Source organism: Rathayibacter sp. AY2B5 (genome assembly GCF_002931645.1).
Classification (GTDB): domain Bacteria; phylum Actinomycetota; class Actinomycetes; order Actinomycetales; family Microbacteriaceae; genus Rathayibacter.
The window spans coordinates 57,142-72,378 of the sequence record NZ_PSUE01000013.1 but is presented as its reverse complement, the minus strand read 5'-3'; the positions used below and the strand labels follow the sequence as shown (position 1 = coordinate 72,378).

Below are 15,237 nucleotides of genomic sequence, written 5' to 3'. Positions count from 1 at the left end.
AGTGCTCGCTCCCGCCGTCGAACACCTCGTCAAGGGGATCGTCGAGAACCCCGATGAGGTCAGTGTCGTGGCCACGAGCTCCCCGCGCGGAGAGGTCCTCGAGGTGCGCGTGCACCCCGAGGACCTCGGCCGCGTGATCGGACGCTCCGGTCGCACCGCCAAGGCCGTCCGCACTCTCGTCGCCGCGCTCGCCGACGGGCGCCGCGTGCGCGTCGACGTCGTCGACACCGACAAGTAGAGGTGTCGGTCACCGGACCGGGCACGACGCAGCTCCGCGTCGCCCGACTCACCAAGGCACACGGGCTCAAGGGCGCCATCAAGCTCGAGCTCTACACGGACGAGCCCGACAAGCGCTTCACCCCCGGATCCACGTTCACGCTGCAGGTCCCGCGCACCTCCGAGTGGCACGGCAGGAAGCTCGAGCTCGTCGAGCTTCGCTGGTACAACAGCCACCCCGTCGCATTCTTCCGAGGCGTCGACGACCGCAACGCCGCTGAGACCCTCCTGAAGGCGATCCTCTGGATCGACGAGGAGGTGCAGACCCAGCCGGGCGAGGACGACTCCTGGTACGACTACCAGCTGGTCGGCATGAAGGTCGTCCGCGACGGCGTCGAGGTCGGCACCGTCCGCCGCGTCGACCACTTCCCCGCGCAGGACCTGCTCATCGTCGGCACCCCCTCCGGCGAGGTGATGGTGCCGTTCGTGAATGCGATCGTCCCCTCCGTCGACGCCGCGGCCGGGATCGTCACGGTCACGCCTCCGATCGGCCTGTTCGAGGAGGCTCCCGAGGAGGAGCCCGCCGCGGTCGACCTCAGCGGTGTCGACCTCGCGGACCCGGCGCTCAGCGCGCCTGCGGACGCCGACGCGCCGGACGCCTCCGATGACGCGGACTCCGCTCTCGAGGAGCCCGCCGACGACGAGCCCCCGGCCGCCTCCGAGGAGGAGCCCCGGTCGTGAGGATCGACATCGTCACGATCTTCCCGGAGTTCTTCGGCGTGCTCGACATCAGCCTGCTCGGCCGTGCGCGGCAGAGCGGGCTGATCGAGCTCGGCGTGCACGACCTGCGGGACTTCACCCACGACCGCCACCGCACCGTCGACGACACGCCCTACGGCGGCGGCGCCGGCATGGTGATGCGACCGGAGCCGTGGGGCGAGGCGCTCGACACGATCCTCGACGGCGCGGACGACCCCGTCGTGATCTTCCCGTCGCCCGCGGGCGAGCTGTTCACCCAGGCGACCGCCCGCGAGCTCGCGGAGGAGTCCACCCTCGTCTTCGGCTGCGGCCGCTACGAGGGCATCGACCAGCGCGTCGTGGACCACACCGCCGAGCGCGCGCGGGTCCGGCTGATCAGCCTCGGCGACTACGTCCTCAACGGAGGAGAGGTCGCCGTGATGGCGATGATCGAGGCCGTCGGACGCCTGGTCCCGGGCGTGGTCGGCAATCCGGCGAGCCTGGTCGAGGAGAGCCACTCCGACGGGCTGCTCGAGTACCCGAGCTACACCAAGCCGGCCTCCTGGCGCGGCCTCGACGTCCCTCCGGTGCTCCTCAGCGGCAACCACGGGGCGATCGCCGCCTGGCGCCACGAGCAGAGCGTCGAGCGCACGCGCCGCGTCCGCCCCGAACTGCTTCCCTAGCCCCGCGCCGCACGGTCACCGGGCCGCGAGGGCCAGGTGCCGGTCGCGGAGGGCGAGGAAGAGGGGGAACGCGAACGCGAGGGCGACCAGCGGCGCGAGCAGCACCAGGATCCACACGCGGCGCATCCCGATCCGGCGCCCCTCCACCACCATGAAGGCGACGGCCGCGATCGCGACGACCAGCAGGTCGGTCGAGAACGACGACACCCACGGCCCGCCTGCGGCGAGGCCGGCGAGCAGGTCCGCGCCCTCCTGCATAGCCCCCACGTTCCAGGTCCAGGTCCCGATCAGCCCGGCGAGGGCGAGGACGAGGTAGACGATCCCGAGCGGCGTCCAGCCGCGGTGCAGCCGGCTCATGCGCGGGCCTCCGTTCGTGCGAGGGTGAGGATCGTCCCTCCGGCGAGGGCGACCACGGCCACAGTAGCGACGGCGAGGGTCAGCGCGTCCGGTGCGGTCAGCGCCTGACCGCGCAGCGCCTGCCAGCAGGTGAGGGCGACCGCGGCCGCCCAGCCCGCCGAGGCCAGTGCGACGAGCCGCAGCCGGGTGGATCCGGGGCGCAGGACGGGGATCCGGGCTGCCAGCCGTCCGAGCAGCAGCGCGAGCAGCGGGAGCCCCTGCAGAGCGTGCATCCCGACGAAGTGCGGGATGCGCAGATCGCCCCCCGTGGTGCTCCAGCCCAGGAGGGGGAGGCCGGGTCCGCCGTCCGCGACTCCGACGGCGTGCGCACCGACGACGCCCTGGTAGTCGCTGATCTGGCCGGGCGAGGGCCCCGTCATCAGGAACGCGAGGGCCATCCCGACGAGCCCGATCACGAGTCCGGCGCGGACGGCGAGCGTCAGCGCAGGGTCGCCGAGCGGCACCCGCGCCAGGAGGGCGGCGAGGACCAGCGTCGCCAGCCAGACCACCATGATCGAGACGGCCATCGAGGCCCAGAGCGCGGCGTGCAGGGGAGTGGAGACGTCGAAGTGGCTGCGCTCGCCGACCAGGGCGGCGCCTCCGATCACGACCATCTCGACCGCCAGACCGACCGCCGCGACCGTGCCCAGCGCTCGGGCGAGGCGGCGCCGGCGGGGCACGAGCCCGATCAGCCAGGCGAGCGTCACGGCGTACAGCGCGATCGAGAGGCAGAACTTCAGCGGCTTGCCCCAGAGCGGCTGTCCGCCGAGCTCGCGGGGATCGACGACCAGCGCGATCGCGCAGAGGAGGGCGCCGACCGCCATCGCGCCAGCGAGCACCAGGAGCGGCCGGTGCGGAGCAGCTGAGGCCGTGCGCGCGGGCGTCTCGGTCGCGGCGCTCATCGGGGCACCTCCGTCGAGCCGAAGCGGCTCTGCGTCTCGCGCGCCTGGGCGACGCGCCGGAGCGACTGCAGCACCACGTCTCCGAGCGCGGTGCCGACGGCGGCGACGGCAGCCTGCTCGCTCACGCTCTCACGGGCCTGCAGTTCGTCGAGGTCGGCGGAGGCGACGAGGGCGGCGGCGCGGGCGTAGGCCTCGAGCCAGCCGGCGCTCATCGGTCCGGTGGAGAGCTCGAGCGCGTCGAGCGCCCGTGCCGCCGTCGCGACGGCAGGGTGGCCGCAGTGGTCGGAGCCCGCGGCCTCGGCGATCCGCCGCGTCGACGCCTCGGTGGCGGACGCGGTCGAGTCGGTGCTCACGGAGACCACGTCCTGCGCCACCTCGAACGCTGCTGTCGGACCGACGCCCGCGTCGAGCGCGGCCGTGATCCGCTTCGCGCCGGCGATGCCGACGCCGCCGCTCTCGATGAGCGCCCGGAGCAGCGTCAGGCGGGCGACATGGGCGTCCCCGTACTCCGCCCGCTGGGGGCCGGCGGCGTCGCCCGGCGGCAGCAGCCCCTCCCGGATGTAGTACTTGATCGTGGGCAGGCTGACGCCGCTGCTGCGGCTGAGCTCCGAGATTCGCACGTGGACAGTATCGCTATCGGATAGCGGTACTGTCCACCATTTGGTCAGTCCCGCGCGGACAGGACGATGTTCCCCGTCTCGGTGATGGCGATCGTGTGCTCCATGTGGGCGCCGCGAGAGCCGTCACGGCTGCGGAGGGTCCAGCCGTCCTTGTCCGTGTAGATCTCGTCGGTCGTCTGCAGGAACCACGGCTCGATCGCGACGACGAGGCCCGGGCGGAGCGGGTAGCCGCGGCCGGCGCGTCCGTCGTTGGGGATGTGCGGATCGCCGTGCATCGTGCGGCCGACGCCGTGGCCGCCGAAGTCGGTGTTGATGGACAGGCCCTCGGCGTGTGCGACGGCCGCGATGGCCGCGGAGATGTCGCCGATCTTCTTCCCGGGCTGCGCGGCGGCGATGCCGGCCTCGAGCGCGCGTGTGGTGGTGTCGATGAGGGCGAGGTCCTCCTCGCGCGGCGTCCCGACCACGACGCTGATGGCCGAGTCGGCGACCCAGCCGTTCACGGAGGCGGCGAAGTCGAGGGTGAGCAGGTCGCCGTCCTTCAGCCGGTAGTCGAAGGGCAGGCCGTGCAGCACCGCGTCGTTGACGGAGGTGCAGATGACCTTGCCGAAGGGGCTCGCGCCGAAGGAGGGGTGGTAGTCGATGTAGCAGGACTCGGCGCCGGCCGTGCGGATCATGTCGTGGGCGAGCCGGTCGAGCTCCAGCAGGTTCACGCCGACCGCGGCAGCGGCGGAGGTGGCCTTCAGTACCTCGCCGACGAAGCGGCCGGCGGGACGCATCTCCTCGATCTCGGCGGGGGTGCGTAGCTCGATCATCCTGATCCTCTCGGGGTCCGCTGAGCCGTCGCTCAGCGGTGGTGGGTACGGTCGGTGCATGCGCACGCGACGGGCATTCGGTTCCTGGCAGTTCCCGGCGGCGATCGTGCTGCCCTTGTGGATCCTCCTCGGCTACGGGGTCTTCGGAGGATCGAGCGGCTGGACCGTGCTCGGCCTGGTGATCGCCCTCCCCATTCTGGCGGTCGCGCTGGCGGCTGTGGCCGCGATCGTCGCATTCCGGGTGACCGTTCGGCCCACGCGCACTCCCGCGTGGGGCGACGTGGCCGTGGTCGGCGCCTGGCACCTCTCCCTGATCGCCTTCGGCTTCTTCCCGCCCGGCGCCTGGGCGCTGGGCCTGCTCTCGGTGGTCCTCGGAGTGGCGGCCTTCTGGCACTCGGCGTGGCGGTTCCTCGCCGACGCGAGGGCCACTCTCCTCGCCTTCTCGGAGGCGGCGTCCGTGCAGGCCGAGGGCGCTCACCGCCCCGTCGCCGGCGAGGGCTTCGACCCGGAGCGCCCGCAGGACGGGCAGACCATCGTCCTCTGAGGGTCGGGCGTCCCGAGAGGCGCTGTCTCCTGCGAGGCCCCGCCCAGCTCCACAGCTCGGCCCTCTCGACGGACCCGCCCTCTGCGCGGCTCTGCCCTCCGGGTGACCCTGCCCTCCAGACGAGCCTGCTTTGACTCGGATCGACGCGGCATGGCAGAATGAGCGCTTGTGCCTCGCGCAGGCTCTGCCACAGGGGAGCCGCGACGACGTGGGCACGACCGACTTCCATCAACGAAACGGTGTTCGACCTGTGGCGGGCACGGAGAGCGATACAGCATGCACATCCTCGATTCCGTCGATGCGGCGTCCCTCCGCAGCGATGTCCCGGACTTCCGCGCCGGCGACACCGTCAAGGTCCACGTCAACATCGTCGAGGGCTCCCGCTCGCGCATCCAGGTCTTCCAGGGCGTCGTCATCGGCCGCTCCAACGAGGGCGTCCGCGAGACCTTCACCGTCCGCAAGGTGAGCTTCCAGGTCGGCGTCGAGCGCACGTTCCCCGTGCACTCGCCGGTCATCGACCACATCGAGGTCGTCACCCGCGGTGACGTCCGTCGCGCGAAGCTCTACTACCTGCGCAACCTCCGCGGCAAGAAGGCGAAGATCAAGGAGAAGCGCGACGCCTGAGCGGCATCCGCACGACTTCTCGGGAACCCCGGTCCACCTATGATGGACCGGGGTTCCTCCCTTTCTCGGGGGCGATCCGTCCGGGGAGTCCACCCGGTGATGCACAGTAGGGGCGACGGCGAGCGATGACAGACAGCACGGCCCCGGTCCGCCTCCCCGGAGGCGAGGACCACGCCGGCCACTCGGCGGATCCGTCCGAGAAGCGCCCGCGCAAGCGCCGGGGAGTCCTGCTCTTCCTCCGCGACGTGCTGATCATCTTCGTGGTCGCGGTGCTCGTCTCCTTCCTCGTGAAGACCTTCCTGATCCGCTCGTTCTACATCCCCTCCTCCTCCATGGAGCAGACGCTCGTCGAGAACGACCGCATCCTCGTGAACGAGCTCGTACCCGGAGTGGTGAAGATCTCGCGCGGCGACGTCGTCGTCTTCCGCGATCCCGGCGGATGGCTCTCGCCGAGCTCCGAGCCCAACGTGCCGCCGTTCCAGGCCGCGGTCGACTCCGCCCTCGCGCTCGTCGGCCTCACCGCTCCCGACAGCAACGACCACCTCATCAAGCGCGTCATCGGCCTGCCCGGCGATCACGTGACCTGCTGCACACCGCTCGGCCAGGTCGAGATCAACGGCAACCCGATCGACGAGCCTTACGTGAAGCTGCCCGACGGGGTGCAGGCCGTCTCGGCCACCCCCTTCGACGTCGTCGTGCCCGAGGGCTCGCTCTGGGTGATGGGCGACAACCGCTACAACTCCGCCGACTCCCGCTACAACACCGACAAGCCGGGCGGCGGCTTCGTGCCGATCGACAACGTCGTGGGCCGCGCGATCCTCGTGACCTGGCCCGTGCAGCAGTGGGCGTGGCTCGACGACTACCCGTCGGTGTTCCGCGGAGTCGACACCGAGGCCTCCGAGGAGGGCTCGGACGACGCGCAGAGCGGGCAGGGCTAGGTGGTCGTCGCCGAGCCGACGCTGACCCAGGAGCGGCGCCTCTTCCGGCAGGGCTACGAGACGGTCATCGGCTGCGACGAGGTCGGCCGCGGCGCGATCGCCGGCCCGGTTTCGGTCGGTGTCGTGTCGATCGGCAGCCGTTGCGGGCGCTTCCCCGAGGGGCTCCGCGACTCCAAGATGCTCGCTCCCGCCCGCCGCGAGGCGCTCCTGCCGGGAGTCGCGAAGTGGGTCTCGGCCTGGGCGATCGGCGAGTCCTCGGCGGACGAGATCGACGAGACCGGGATCATCGCCGGCCTCGGCCGCGCCGCGTCGAGGGGCATCGAGCGCCTCGCCGACCAGGGCGTCGACCTCGCCACCGCCGTCGTCCTCCTCGACGGCGCCCACGACTGGCTGACGCCCGCGCTGGGCGAGAGGGCGGCCGAGCTGACGATCGTCACCCGCGTGAAGGCCGACCGCGACTGCGCCGCCGTCTCCGCCGCCTCCGTGCTCGCGAAGGTGGGCCGCGATGGTCAGATGGTGCGCCACCACGACGACTTCGCCGACTACGCCTGGGACAGCAACAAGGGCTACGGCAGCGCCGCGCACTGGGCGGGCATCGAGCGGGTCGGCCCGTCCCCGCTGCACCGGGTGACCTGGCTGTCGAAGTCGCGGGAGAGCGTCGAGGAGCCGCTCCCGGCGCTCGGGCCCGTCGGCTCGGCGTAGGATTGTCCAACGATGGATGAGGACGAATTCGAGGACTACGACCGCGAGGTCGAGCTGGCACTGTACCGGGAGTACCGCGACGTCGTCTCGCAGTTCTCGTACGTCGTCGAGACCGAGCGCCGGTTCTACCTGGCGAACGAGGTCGACCTGGTCCGCCGCGACACCGAGCACGACTTCTACTTCGAGCTGACCATGCGCGACGTGTGGGTCTGGGACGTCTACCGCTCCGACCGCTTCGTGAAGTCGGTGCGCGTGCTGACCTTCAAGGACGTCAACGTCGAGGAGCTCTCCCGCAAGGAGTTCGAGCTCCCCAAGGAGCTCGCGCTCGACGAGTAGGACGCTGTCGCGGCAGGCTCCGGACCCCTTGCTGGTCGCGTAGCCGCCTCCGACGGCGCATCGAGACCCGGTGCCCGGAGCCCCACCCCGCTCCGGAGCTCTCTCGGATGCGCGGCTCCGCGGGTCTCGTCTTCAGGCAACGCGGATTCCTCCTGCTGGTCGCATAGCCGCCCCCGGCGGCGTCCGAAGACCCCGGCCCGACGTCCCTCCCCACCCGCCTCCTCGGCCCTCTTCTCCCCGGATCCCCTCCCGGCCGTCCGACGCTCCTCCCTGCTCCGGCACGCTTCCGGCAGGAGGACGCATGGATAAGGACGAACTGGGGCGGCGCGGCGAGGAGATCGCGGCGGCGCACCTGAGAGACAACGGATTCGAGATCCTCGACCGCAACTGGCGGGTCCGCGAGGGCGAGCTCGACATCGTGGCCCGCGACGGGTCGGCACTGGTCGTGGTGGAGGTGAAGACGCGCTCGTCGACGCGCTTCGGGCTTCCGGTCGAGGCCATCACGCGGGCCAAGGCGCAGCGCCTGCGGCGACTCGCCTACGCCTGGGCCGACGAGCACCACGAGCGCTCCCGCCACCTGCGGATCGACGCGGTCGGCATCGTCGCGCCCGGGGGAGTCCCGTCGCAGATCCGGCACCTGCGGGCGGTGGCCTGATGGGCCTGGGGAGGACCTCCGCGGTCGGTCTCGTCGGCTTCGCGGGAGCCGTGGTCGGGGTGGAGGCCCACTCGGCCGACGGCACCCCGGGCATGGTGATCATCGGCCTGCCCGACGCCGCGCTCGCCCAGGCGAAGGAGCGGGTGCGCTCGGCGGCGATCAACTCCGGCAGCACCATCGCCGAATACAAGATCACCGTGAACCTCTCGCCGGCCGCGATGCCCAAGCACGGCTCCGCCTTCGATCTCGCCATCGGGCTGGCCGCGCTCGCGTCGCTCCGTGAGGTCGATGCGGAGTCGGTCGCAGCGGTCGTCCACATCGGGGAGCTCGGGCTGGACGGCCGGCTGCGCTCCGTCCCAGGCGTGCTGCCCGCGGTGCTCGCGGCCGCCCGCGAGGGCAGGCGCCGCGTGATGGTCCCCGTCGAGGACCGGCTCGAGGCGGAGCTGGTCGACGGCGTCGAGGTGATCGCGGTCTCCTCGCTGGCGGCGGCCGCCGTCTGGCACGGAGCCGAGTGGGAAGTGCCGGTGCTCCCCGAGGCCGCGCCGCCGGCTGAGACGGTGTCCGAGCCGGAGGCCCGCCTCGACCTCTCCGACGTGGTGGGGAACGAGGAGGCGGCTGAGGCGATGGTCGTCGCGGCGGCGGGCGGGCACCACGTGTTTTTGCTCGGGCCTCCCGGCGCCGGGAAGACGATGCTCGCCTCGCGCTTGCCGGGCATCCTCCCCGACCTCGATGACGACGCAGCGCTGGAGGCCACCTGCATGCGCTCGCTGGTCGGAGCGCCGACCGGTGGCGCGCTGGTGCGCAGACCGCCGTTCGAGAGTCCGCACCACTCCGCCTCGTCCGCAGCGATCGTCGGCGGGGGCAGCGGCCGCATCCGGCCCGGCGCGGTCGCCCGCGCCACCCGGGGAGTGCTGTTCCTCGACGAGGCCCCCGAGTTCTCGTCCGTCGCCCTCGATGCGTTGCGCCAGCCGCTCGAATCCGGCGTGATCCGCATCCACCGCGCGAACGCCGTCGCCGAGTTCCCCGCGCGGGTGCAGCTCGTCCTCGCGGCGAACCCGTGCCCGTGCGGCCGCTTCGGCATCCCCGGAGAGACCTGCACCTGTGCTCCCTCGGTCCGCCGCCGCTACCTCGCGCGGCTCAGCGGACCGCTGCTCGACCGCGTCGACATCCGCCTGACGGTCCGCCGCATCAGCGCGGCTCAGCTGGCCGCACGTCGAGACACGTCCGGAATGTCGACGGCTGAGGCCCGCGCCCGTGTCGCCGCGGCGCGGTCCCTCGCAGCGGCTCGCCTCGCCTCCACTCCGTGGACGCTCAACTCGGAGGTCTCCGGCGCCTGGCTGCGCTCGGACCCGGTGCGCCCGACCAGTGCCGAGTCCCGCACGCTCGACCGGGCTCTGGAGCGAGGTCTGGTGACCATGCGCGGCTACGACCGGGTCCTGCGCCTGGCCTGGACGCTCGCGGACCTCGACGCGGCCGACCGGCCGAGTGCCGCCCACCTCGCGCGCGCGCTCGTCCTCCGTGGGGGTGCCGCGTGATCCGGCCCGACGCGCTCTTCGACGCCGCGGAGCTCGACGCCGTTCGTCGACTGCTGCCGAGCGGTTCAGCCGATCAGGGCTCGGCTGCCGACGGCGAGCCTCCGGGCGAGTCCGGCTGTGCTCGGAGCGCGCTCGTCGACGCTGCAGCCCGATGCGGCTGGAATTCGCTGACCGAGCCCGGCGACTCCGTCGCCGCCCTCCTCATCGCGAGGGTCGGCGCGGCCGAGGCCTTCGCCCACGTCGTGTCCTCGTCGTCCGCGGAGGAGATCCTCGCGCCCCCGCATCGCGCTCCCTCCGACCAAGGAGGCCCGGCACCCGCGCCCCTCGACTCCGAGGTCGCCGCGCTCCAGTCGGGGCTGGCGCGCTGGCGACCGCGCCTGGACCGCAGGCTCCTGTTCCGACGTCTCGAGATCGCCGAGCGACTCGGCGCCCGGCTGCTCCTGCCCGGGGCTCCCGTGTGGCCCGAGTCGCTCGACGACCTCGGGCCGCACGCGCCACTCCTGCTCTGGCTGCGCGGTGATCCCGCCGCCTTCGATCCGCCGCACCGCCTCGCCCTCGTCGGCGCCCGCGCTGCGACCGGTTACGGCGAGCACGTGGCCGCCGAGCTCGCCGCGGGCCTCGCGGCGCGAGGCGTCTCCGTCGTCTCGGGCGGTGCCTTCGGGATCGACGCGGTCGCCCACCGTGCCGCCCTCGGCTCCGGAGGCCGGACGGTCGCCTTCCTCGCCGGGGGAGCGGACCGCCTCTACCCGACGGCCCACGCCGACCTCCTCCACCGCATCATCGCCACCCCCGGCTGCGCCGTCGCAACGGAGGTCCCGCCGGGCACCACGCCCACTCGCTGGCGATTCCTGCAGCGCAACCGTCTCATCGCCGCCTCCACCGCGGGCACCGTCGTCGTCGAGGCCGGCGCCCGCTCCGGCTCCCTCAACACCGCCGGCCACGCGGCTGCCCTGGGCCGCCCCCTCGGCGCGGTCCCGGGCCCGGTCACCAGTGCCTCCTCCGCCGGCTGCCACCGGCTCCTCCGCGAGTACGCGGCGACCTGCGTCACCTCGCCGGCGGATGTGCTCGAACTGCTCGCCGTCGGCGACGCCGACGGATCGTGCCGAGCGCTGACCGCGGCTGAGGCGCGAGTCCTGGCCGTCGTCGAATCCGAAGGAGGCTGTGACGCCGCAACCGTCGCCCGGCTCTCCGGGGAATCGCTCGATTCGGCACTGTCGGCGCTGGGTGCGCTCCTCGCAGACGGACGCGTCCACCGTTCCGAGGACGGGGACTGGGAGCGGGCGCCCGGGTGAGCGGCCCCGCCGCCGCGGCGCTGTCGGCGGTCCGCCCTACGCTGAAGGGGCATCGGCGAGGGGAGCGGCATGGACGCCACGGCAGCAGGACACGGCGGAGAGCGCCCGCAGCTCGGGCACTTCCGCGCCGCCGACAGGGTCATCGCGCATCTGAGCGACACGCACCTGCTGGCCGACGGCGCTCCGCTCTACGGGAAGGTCGACACGGTCGCCCGCCTCGCGCAGGCGGTCGGCCGGCTGGCCGAGCGCGGCGGACGCCTGGACGCGATCGTGGTGACCGGGGACGTCGCGGACCGCGGCGAGGAGGACGCCTACCGGCGCGTGCGCGAGCAGCTCGACCCCGTGGGCGAGCGGTTCGGCTGCCCGATCGTCTGGGTGATGGGCAACCACGACGAGCGCGGAGCCTTCCGGCGGGTGCTCCTCGAGCAGGACCCGGCGGGCGCGGGACCCGTGGACCAGGTCGTCGACCTCGGCGGGCTCCGGCTCATCGCGCTCGACAGCGCGGTGCCCGGCTTCCACCACGGCGACCTCACCGACGCCCAGCTGGCCTGGCTGAAGGACGAGCTCGCCGCACCGGCCCCGCTGGGGACGATCCTCGCCCTGCACCACCCTCCGCTGCCCACGCCGCTCGGCGCGATGACCGTGCTCGAGCTGCGAGGGATCGACCGCCTCGAGGAGGTGGTGCGCGGAACCGACGTCCGCGCGATCCTCGGCGGCCACCTGCACTACCCCACGGCTGCGACCTTCGCGGGCGTGCCCGTGCTCGTCGCCGGCGCCACCAGCTACACGATGGACCTCGGAGCGCCCGAGCGGGAGCTCGCCGGCGTCGACGGAGCGCAGAGCCTCTCGCTCGTCCACGTCCACCCGGAGACGGTGGCCGCCTCGTTCGTGCCGACGGCACCGGCCCCGATCGCGACGCGGTTCGGCACCGACCTGATCGAGCGGCTCGAGGGGCTCGACGAGCAGGGGCGCATCGACCTCTGGTCGCGGATGCCGGACGGATCATGACCGGCGAGACGCTCGCCGACTCGGTCGAGCACTTCCTCCGCTACGTCCTCGATGAGCGGTCCCTCTCGCCCGCCACTGCGAAGGGCTACCGCTCCGACCTCGCGCGCCTGATCGCCCACACGGAGGAGAAGGGGCGGCTCCTCACCGCCGAGCTCGACCTCGAGCTGCTGCGCGACTGGCTCTGGCGAGAGTCGGAGTCGGGGATCGCCCGCGCGACCCTCGCCCGGCGCACCGCGGCCGTCCGCTCCTTCTCCTCCTGGGCGCAGCGGACCGAGCGGCTCCCCGTCGACGTCGCCGCACGCCTCAAGACGCCCAAGTCGGGACGGACACTGCCGCGGGTCCTGACGCTCCCGCAGGCGGAACAGGTGCTCGACACGGTCGCGGCGCGAGGCGCGACCGAGGACCCGGTGGCGCTGCGGGACCTCGCGATCGTCGAGCTGCTCTACGCCTCCGGCATCCGCGTCTCCGAGCTGGTCGCCGTCGACCTGGGCGACGTCGATCTCGGCAGGCTCACCGTGCTCGTCACCGGCAAGGGCGCCAAGCAGCGGGTCGTCCCGTTCGGCGTCCCCGCGAAGGAGGCGCTCGTCGACTACCTGGAGCGCGCCCGACCCTCTCTCGCCACCGGCGACGGGAGCGGGGCCCTGCTGCTGGGACGGCGGGGCGCGCGCCTCACCCCGCGCACGGTCTACGGCGTGGTGGCGAGGCTCCTCGACGGCGGGCAGGGCTCCGGACCGTCCGGTCCGCACACCCTCCGCCACACCGCGGCGACCCATCTGCTCGACGGCGGAGCCGACCTCCGCGCCGTCCAGGAGCTGCTCGGCCACGCGAGCCTGGGCACCACGCAGATCTACACCCACGTCTCGACCGAGCGGATCCGCGACGCCTACCGCCTCGCCCACCCCCGCGCCTGACCGGACGCGCGAGTCGCTGGACGCACCCTTCCGCGCCACTCGCTGAACACCCTGCGCCACGTCGTCCATCGGCAGAAGCACCGCCCGGGGGATCCCGCCGAAGAACCGCATCGGCGAGACGTAGTCGCCACCCTCGCGGACGCCGAGGTGCACGCACCTCCCGTCGCAGTGGCCGCCCGCACCCACTGCTCCGACGGGCTGGCCCGCGATGAGGACCTGCCCCGCCGTCACCGATCCGTCGACCGGCTCGACCGTCGAGACCAGACCGTCCGCGTGCACGATGCTCACCACGGACCGGTCGACCACCCTGCCCGAGAACGACACGGTGCCCGCCGCGACGGCGACCACGGGCTGCCCGGCCGCTGCCGCGAGGTCGATCCCGCGGTGCCCGGGGGCGTAGCGGTGGGCCGGCGCGCCCCACGGCTCCACGACGGAGAACCCCGGGACGGGTGAATTCCACCGCGGGTCGGACCGGCCGGGGGACGAGGTGCCGGAGGGCGAGGCGCCGAGAGGCGCCCCGACGAGCAGAGCGGCGAGGGCGAACACGCCCGGGCGCAGGAGTCGGGATCGGAGCATGCGGCCACCCTCCTGGAGCCGGTCCGGGACCGGTGGTCGGCCGAGCGGATCAGGGGAGGAGAGCGCGACGGGCCCGGCTGTGGAGGGAGGACATCGGCCGGGGGAGAGCGCAACCCGTCCCGGCGGGGCCGCGGCGAGGAGTAACGTGCCGGTGATCCGGCTCGGGAGCGGCACCCCGCCCCCACCGGCGGCGAGAATCGGAGACGACCATGACCAGCGGACGATCTGACACGACCAGCGTGAGAGCGGACATCCCGAACCCCTCGGCGGCGAAGCTGAAGAGGAAGGTGATCGGCCTCGCGATCGCGGCGGCGGTCGGCGGCTTCCTCTTCGGCTTCGACTCGTCGGTGGTGAACGGTGCCGTGGAGGCGGTGCAGGGCGAGTTCCAGCTCTCGGCCGCCCTGATCGGCTTCGCCGTCGCCTCCGCGCTGCTCGGCTGTGCGCTCGGCGCGTACCTCGCGGGCCGCCTCGCCGACCGCTGGGGCCGCATCAAGGTCATGCTGCTCGGCGCCGGGCTCTTCTTCATCTCCTCCATCGGCGCCGGCGCGGCGTTCGCGGTCTGGGACCTCGTGCTCTGGCGAGTGGTCGGCGGCCTCGGAATCGGCATCGCCTCCGTGATCGCTCCGACCTACATCTCGGAGATCGCGCCCAAGGCCATCCGCGGAGCCCTCGCGTCGCTGCAGCAGCTGGCGATCACGCTCGGCATCTTCGCCGCACTGCTCTCGGACACCCTCATCGCGAACGGCGCGGACGGCGCCTCCGAGCCCTTCTGGTTCGGCGTCGCCGCCTGGCGCTGGATGTTCATCGCCTGCGCCGTGCCGGCCGTCATCTACGGCCTCCTGGCCCTGACCCTGCCGGAGTCGCCCCGCTACCTCGCGACCCGCGGCCGCTCCGAGGACGCCCGCGCGGTGCTCGCGACGGTCACGCCGCGCGACGAGGTCGACGAGGCGCTCGCGGACATCCAGAAGAAGATCGACGAGGACTCCGAGAACGCGAAGCGCTCCAGCCTCCGCGGACCCGCGCTCGGCCTGCTCCCCGTGGTCTGGGTCGGCATCCTGCTGTCGGTCTTCCAGCAGTTCGTGGGCATCAACGTGATCTTCTACTACTCCACCTCGCTCTGGAGCGCGGTCGGATTCGACGAGTCCAACTCCTTCGCGATCTCGGTCTTCACCTCGGTCGTGAACGTCGTCGTCACCTTCGTGGCGATCTTCCTGGTCGACAAGGTCGGCCGGAAGCCGCTGCTGCTGGTCGGCTCGGCCGGCATGGCCGTCTCGCTCGCACTGATGGCCATCGCCTTCAGCCAGTCGACGATCAGCGGAGAGGACGTCTCGCTGCCCGGCGCGTGGGGGCCGATCGCCCTCGTCTCGGCGAACGCGTTCGTCGTCTTCTTCGGTGCGACCTGGGGCCCGCTGGTGTGGGTCCTCCTCGGCGAGATCTTCCCGAACCGGATCCGGGCGGCCGCGCTCGGCCTGGCGGCCTCGGCCCAGTGGATCGCGAACTTCGCCATCACGGTGACCTTCCCGATCCTCTCGCAGGACGTGTCGCTCACCCTGGCCTACGGCCTCTACGCCGCCTTCGCGGCGATCTCGTTCGTGTTCGTCTTCATGTTCGTGCCCGAGACCAAGGGCCGCTCGCTGGAGGAGATGGACACCCTGCACATCCGCACCGTGATGAAGTCGGCGCGCAAGTAGCACCGGCCTCCCGCGCCCCGACGGCCGCCCTCCCGCAGCAGCGGGGGAGGCGGCCGTC

At 72.7% G+C, this 15,237-nt stretch carries 18 protein-coding genes and 1 pseudogene; 14 read left to right on the top strand and 5 right to left on the bottom strand.

From position 1 onward, the window contains the following. Position 1 precedes the first annotated feature (1 nt). Genes C5C30_RS10150 through trmD form a run of 3 tightly spaced genes read left to right on the top strand, consistent with a single transcriptional unit; the run spans position 2 to position 1,637 of the window. Positions 2 to 238, top strand: a complete 237-nt coding sequence (locus C5C30_RS10150; RefSeq protein WP_068210678.1) for an RNA-binding protein — start codon at positions 2 to 4, stop codon at positions 236 to 238. Between the two features lie 2 nt (positions 239 to 240). Further along, positions 241 to 957 (top strand): ribosome maturation factor RimM, encoded by a 717-nt coding sequence (gene rimM / locus C5C30_RS10145; RefSeq protein WP_104333656.1) that lies wholly within the window; start codon positions 241 to 243, stop codon positions 955 to 957. Beyond that, positions 954 to 1,637: a tRNA (guanosine(37)-N1)-methyltransferase TrmD gene (trmD, locus tag C5C30_RS10140; protein WP_104226875.1), complete on the top strand. Its 684-nt coding sequence runs from the start codon at positions 954 to 956 to the stop codon at positions 1,635 to 1,637. Before rimM ends, trmD begins: the two co-directional genes overlap by 4 nt. Before the next feature lie 15 nt (positions 1,638 to 1,652). Here trmD and C5C30_RS10135 read toward each other — a convergent pair whose 3' ends face one another. From C5C30_RS10135 to map, 4 genes are read right to left on the bottom strand one after another with little or no spacing between them, the layout of a single operon-like run. Next, positions 1,653 to 1,994: a DUF2834 domain-containing protein gene (locus tag C5C30_RS10135; RefSeq protein WP_104333655.1), complete on the bottom strand. Its 342-nt coding sequence runs from the start codon at positions 1,992 to 1,994 to the stop codon at positions 1,653 to 1,655. Next, the gene (locus tag C5C30_RS10130; RefSeq protein WP_104262842.1) at positions 1,991 to 2,935 is read right to left on the bottom strand and encodes a hypothetical protein; all 945 of its coding nucleotides are present in this window, start codon (positions 2,933 to 2,935) and stop codon (positions 1,991 to 1,993) included. Before C5C30_RS10130 ends, C5C30_RS10135 begins: the two co-directional genes overlap by 4 nt. After that, complete coding sequence (locus C5C30_RS10125) at positions 2,932 to 3,555, bottom strand: MerR family transcriptional regulator (protein WP_104262841.1); 624 nt, start codon at positions 3,553 to 3,555, stop codon at positions 2,932 to 2,934. Before C5C30_RS10125 ends, C5C30_RS10130 begins: the two co-directional genes overlap by 4 nt. Positions 3,556 to 3,599: 44 nt before the next feature. Continuing rightward, positions 3,600 to 4,367 (bottom strand): type I methionyl aminopeptidase, encoded by a 768-nt coding sequence (gene map / locus C5C30_RS10120; RefSeq protein WP_104223906.1) that lies wholly within the window; start codon positions 4,365 to 4,367, stop codon positions 3,600 to 3,602. A gap of 58 nt (positions 4,368 to 4,425) precedes the next feature. Here map and C5C30_RS10115 point away from each other — a divergent pair, with 58 nt between their 5' ends. From C5C30_RS10115 to C5C30_RS10070, 10 genes are all read left to right on the top strand, one after another. After that, positions 4,426 to 4,911 (top strand): hypothetical protein, encoded by a 486-nt coding sequence (locus tag C5C30_RS10115; protein ID WP_104223905.1) that lies wholly within the window; start codon positions 4,426 to 4,428, stop codon positions 4,909 to 4,911. Positions 4,912 to 5,187: 276 nt separating this feature from the next. Then, positions 5,188 to 5,535, top strand: a complete 348-nt coding sequence (rplS, locus tag C5C30_RS10110) for a 50S ribosomal protein L19 (protein ID WP_104223904.1) — start codon at positions 5,188 to 5,190, stop codon at positions 5,533 to 5,535. Positions 5,536 to 5,660: 125 nt separating this feature from the next. Continuing rightward, positions 5,661 to 6,473 (top strand): signal peptidase I, encoded by an 813-nt coding sequence (gene lepB, locus C5C30_RS10105; RefSeq protein WP_104333654.1) that lies wholly within the window; start codon positions 5,661 to 5,663, stop codon positions 6,471 to 6,473. Next, the gene (locus tag C5C30_RS10100) at positions 6,474 to 7,175 is read left to right on the top strand and encodes a ribonuclease HII (RefSeq protein WP_104288324.1); all 702 of its coding nucleotides are present in this window, start codon (positions 6,474 to 6,476) and stop codon (positions 7,173 to 7,175) included. It begins immediately after the preceding gene. Between the two features lie 12 nt (positions 7,176 to 7,187). Continuing rightward, a complete protein-coding gene (locus C5C30_RS10095) occupies positions 7,188 to 7,511 on the top strand; it encodes a DUF2469 domain-containing protein (protein WP_055792576.1) in 324 nt (107 codons plus the stop codon). A 301-nt stretch (positions 7,512 to 7,812) separates the two neighbouring features. After that, entirely contained in the window at positions 7,813 to 8,166 is a 354-nt protein-coding gene (locus C5C30_RS10090) for a YraN family protein (protein ID WP_104223901.1), read from the top strand. After that, positions 8,166 to 9,701, top strand: a complete 1,536-nt coding sequence (locus C5C30_RS10085) for a YifB family Mg chelatase-like AAA ATPase (RefSeq protein ID WP_104247626.1) — start codon at positions 8,166 to 8,168, stop codon at positions 9,699 to 9,701. Before C5C30_RS10090 ends, C5C30_RS10085 begins: the two co-directional genes overlap by 1 nt. Continuing rightward, positions 9,698 to 10,993, top strand: a complete 1,296-nt coding sequence (dprA, locus tag C5C30_RS10080; protein ID WP_258065890.1) for a DNA-processing protein DprA — start codon at positions 9,698 to 9,700, stop codon at positions 10,991 to 10,993. The genes C5C30_RS10085 and dprA overlap by 4 nt, the downstream gene beginning before the upstream one ends. 69 nt (positions 10,994 to 11,062) lie before the next feature. Then, positions 11,063 to 12,001 (top strand): phosphodiesterase, encoded by a 939-nt coding sequence (locus C5C30_RS10075; protein ID WP_104223899.1) that lies wholly within the window; start codon positions 11,063 to 11,065, stop codon positions 11,999 to 12,001. After that, positions 11,998 to 12,912 carry a tyrosine recombinase XerC gene (locus tag C5C30_RS10070; protein ID WP_104333653.1) on the top strand — a complete coding sequence of 305 codons (915 nt, stop codon included), beginning with the start codon at positions 11,998 to 12,000 and terminating at the stop codon, positions 12,910 to 12,912. The genes C5C30_RS10075 and C5C30_RS10070 overlap by 4 nt, the downstream gene beginning before the upstream one ends. Before the next feature lie 123 nt (positions 12,913 to 13,035). Here the strand turns inward: C5C30_RS10070 and C5C30_RS18230 are convergent. Further along, positions 13,036 to 13,488: pseudogene (locus tag C5C30_RS18230) on the bottom strand (murein hydrolase activator EnvC family protein); the annotation flags it as partial. A 209-nt stretch (positions 13,489 to 13,697) separates the two neighbouring features. On the opposite strand from C5C30_RS18230, the gene C5C30_RS10060 reads away from it, so the two are divergent. Next, a complete protein-coding gene (locus C5C30_RS10060; RefSeq protein WP_104333652.1) occupies positions 13,698 to 15,179 on the top strand; it encodes a sugar porter family MFS transporter in 1,482 nt (493 codons plus the stop codon). Positions 15,180 to 15,237: the final 58 nt, after the last annotated feature.

Bases quoted from the DNA above. Each gene is read 5' to 3' on its own strand.
- C5C30_RS10135 (WP_104333655.1), bottom strand. From the start codon at position 1,994: ATGAGCCGGCTGCACCGCGGCTGGACGCCGCTCGGGATCGTCTACCTC.
- C5C30_RS10130 (WP_104262842.1), bottom strand. From the start codon at position 2,935: ATGAGCGCCGCGACCGAGACGCCCGCGCGCACGGCCTCAGCTGCTCCG.
- map (WP_104223906.1), bottom strand. From the start codon at position 4,367: ATGATCGAGCTACGCACCCCCGCCGAGATCGAGGAGATGCGTCCCGCC.
- C5C30_RS10115 (WP_104223905.1), top strand. From the start codon at position 4,426: ATGCGCACGCGACGGGCATTCGGTTCCTGGCAGTTCCCGGCGGCGATC.
- rplS (WP_104223904.1), top strand. From the start codon at position 5,188: ATGCACATCCTCGATTCCGTCGATGCGGCGTCCCTCCGCAGCGATGTC.
- lepB (WP_104333654.1), top strand. From the start codon at position 5,661: ATGACAGACAGCACGGCCCCGGTCCGCCTCCCCGGAGGCGAGGACCAC.
- C5C30_RS10095 (WP_055792576.1), top strand. From the start codon at position 7,188: ATGGATGAGGACGAATTCGAGGACTACGACCGCGAGGTCGAGCTGGCA.
- C5C30_RS10090 (WP_104223901.1), top strand. From the start codon at position 7,813: ATGGATAAGGACGAACTGGGGCGGCGCGGCGAGGAGATCGCGGCGGCG.
- C5C30_RS10085 (WP_104247626.1), top strand. From the start codon at position 8,166: ATGGGCCTGGGGAGGACCTCCGCGGTCGGTCTCGTCGGCTTCGCGGGA.
- C5C30_RS10075 (WP_104223899.1), top strand. From the start codon at position 11,063: ATGGACGCCACGGCAGCAGGACACGGCGGAGAGCGCCCGCAGCTCGGG.
- C5C30_RS10070 (WP_104333653.1), top strand. From the start codon at position 11,998: ATGACCGGCGAGACGCTCGCCGACTCGGTCGAGCACTTCCTCCGCTAC.
- C5C30_RS10060 (WP_104333652.1), top strand. From the start codon at position 13,698: ATGACCAGCGGACGATCTGACACGACCAGCGTGAGAGCGGACATCCCG.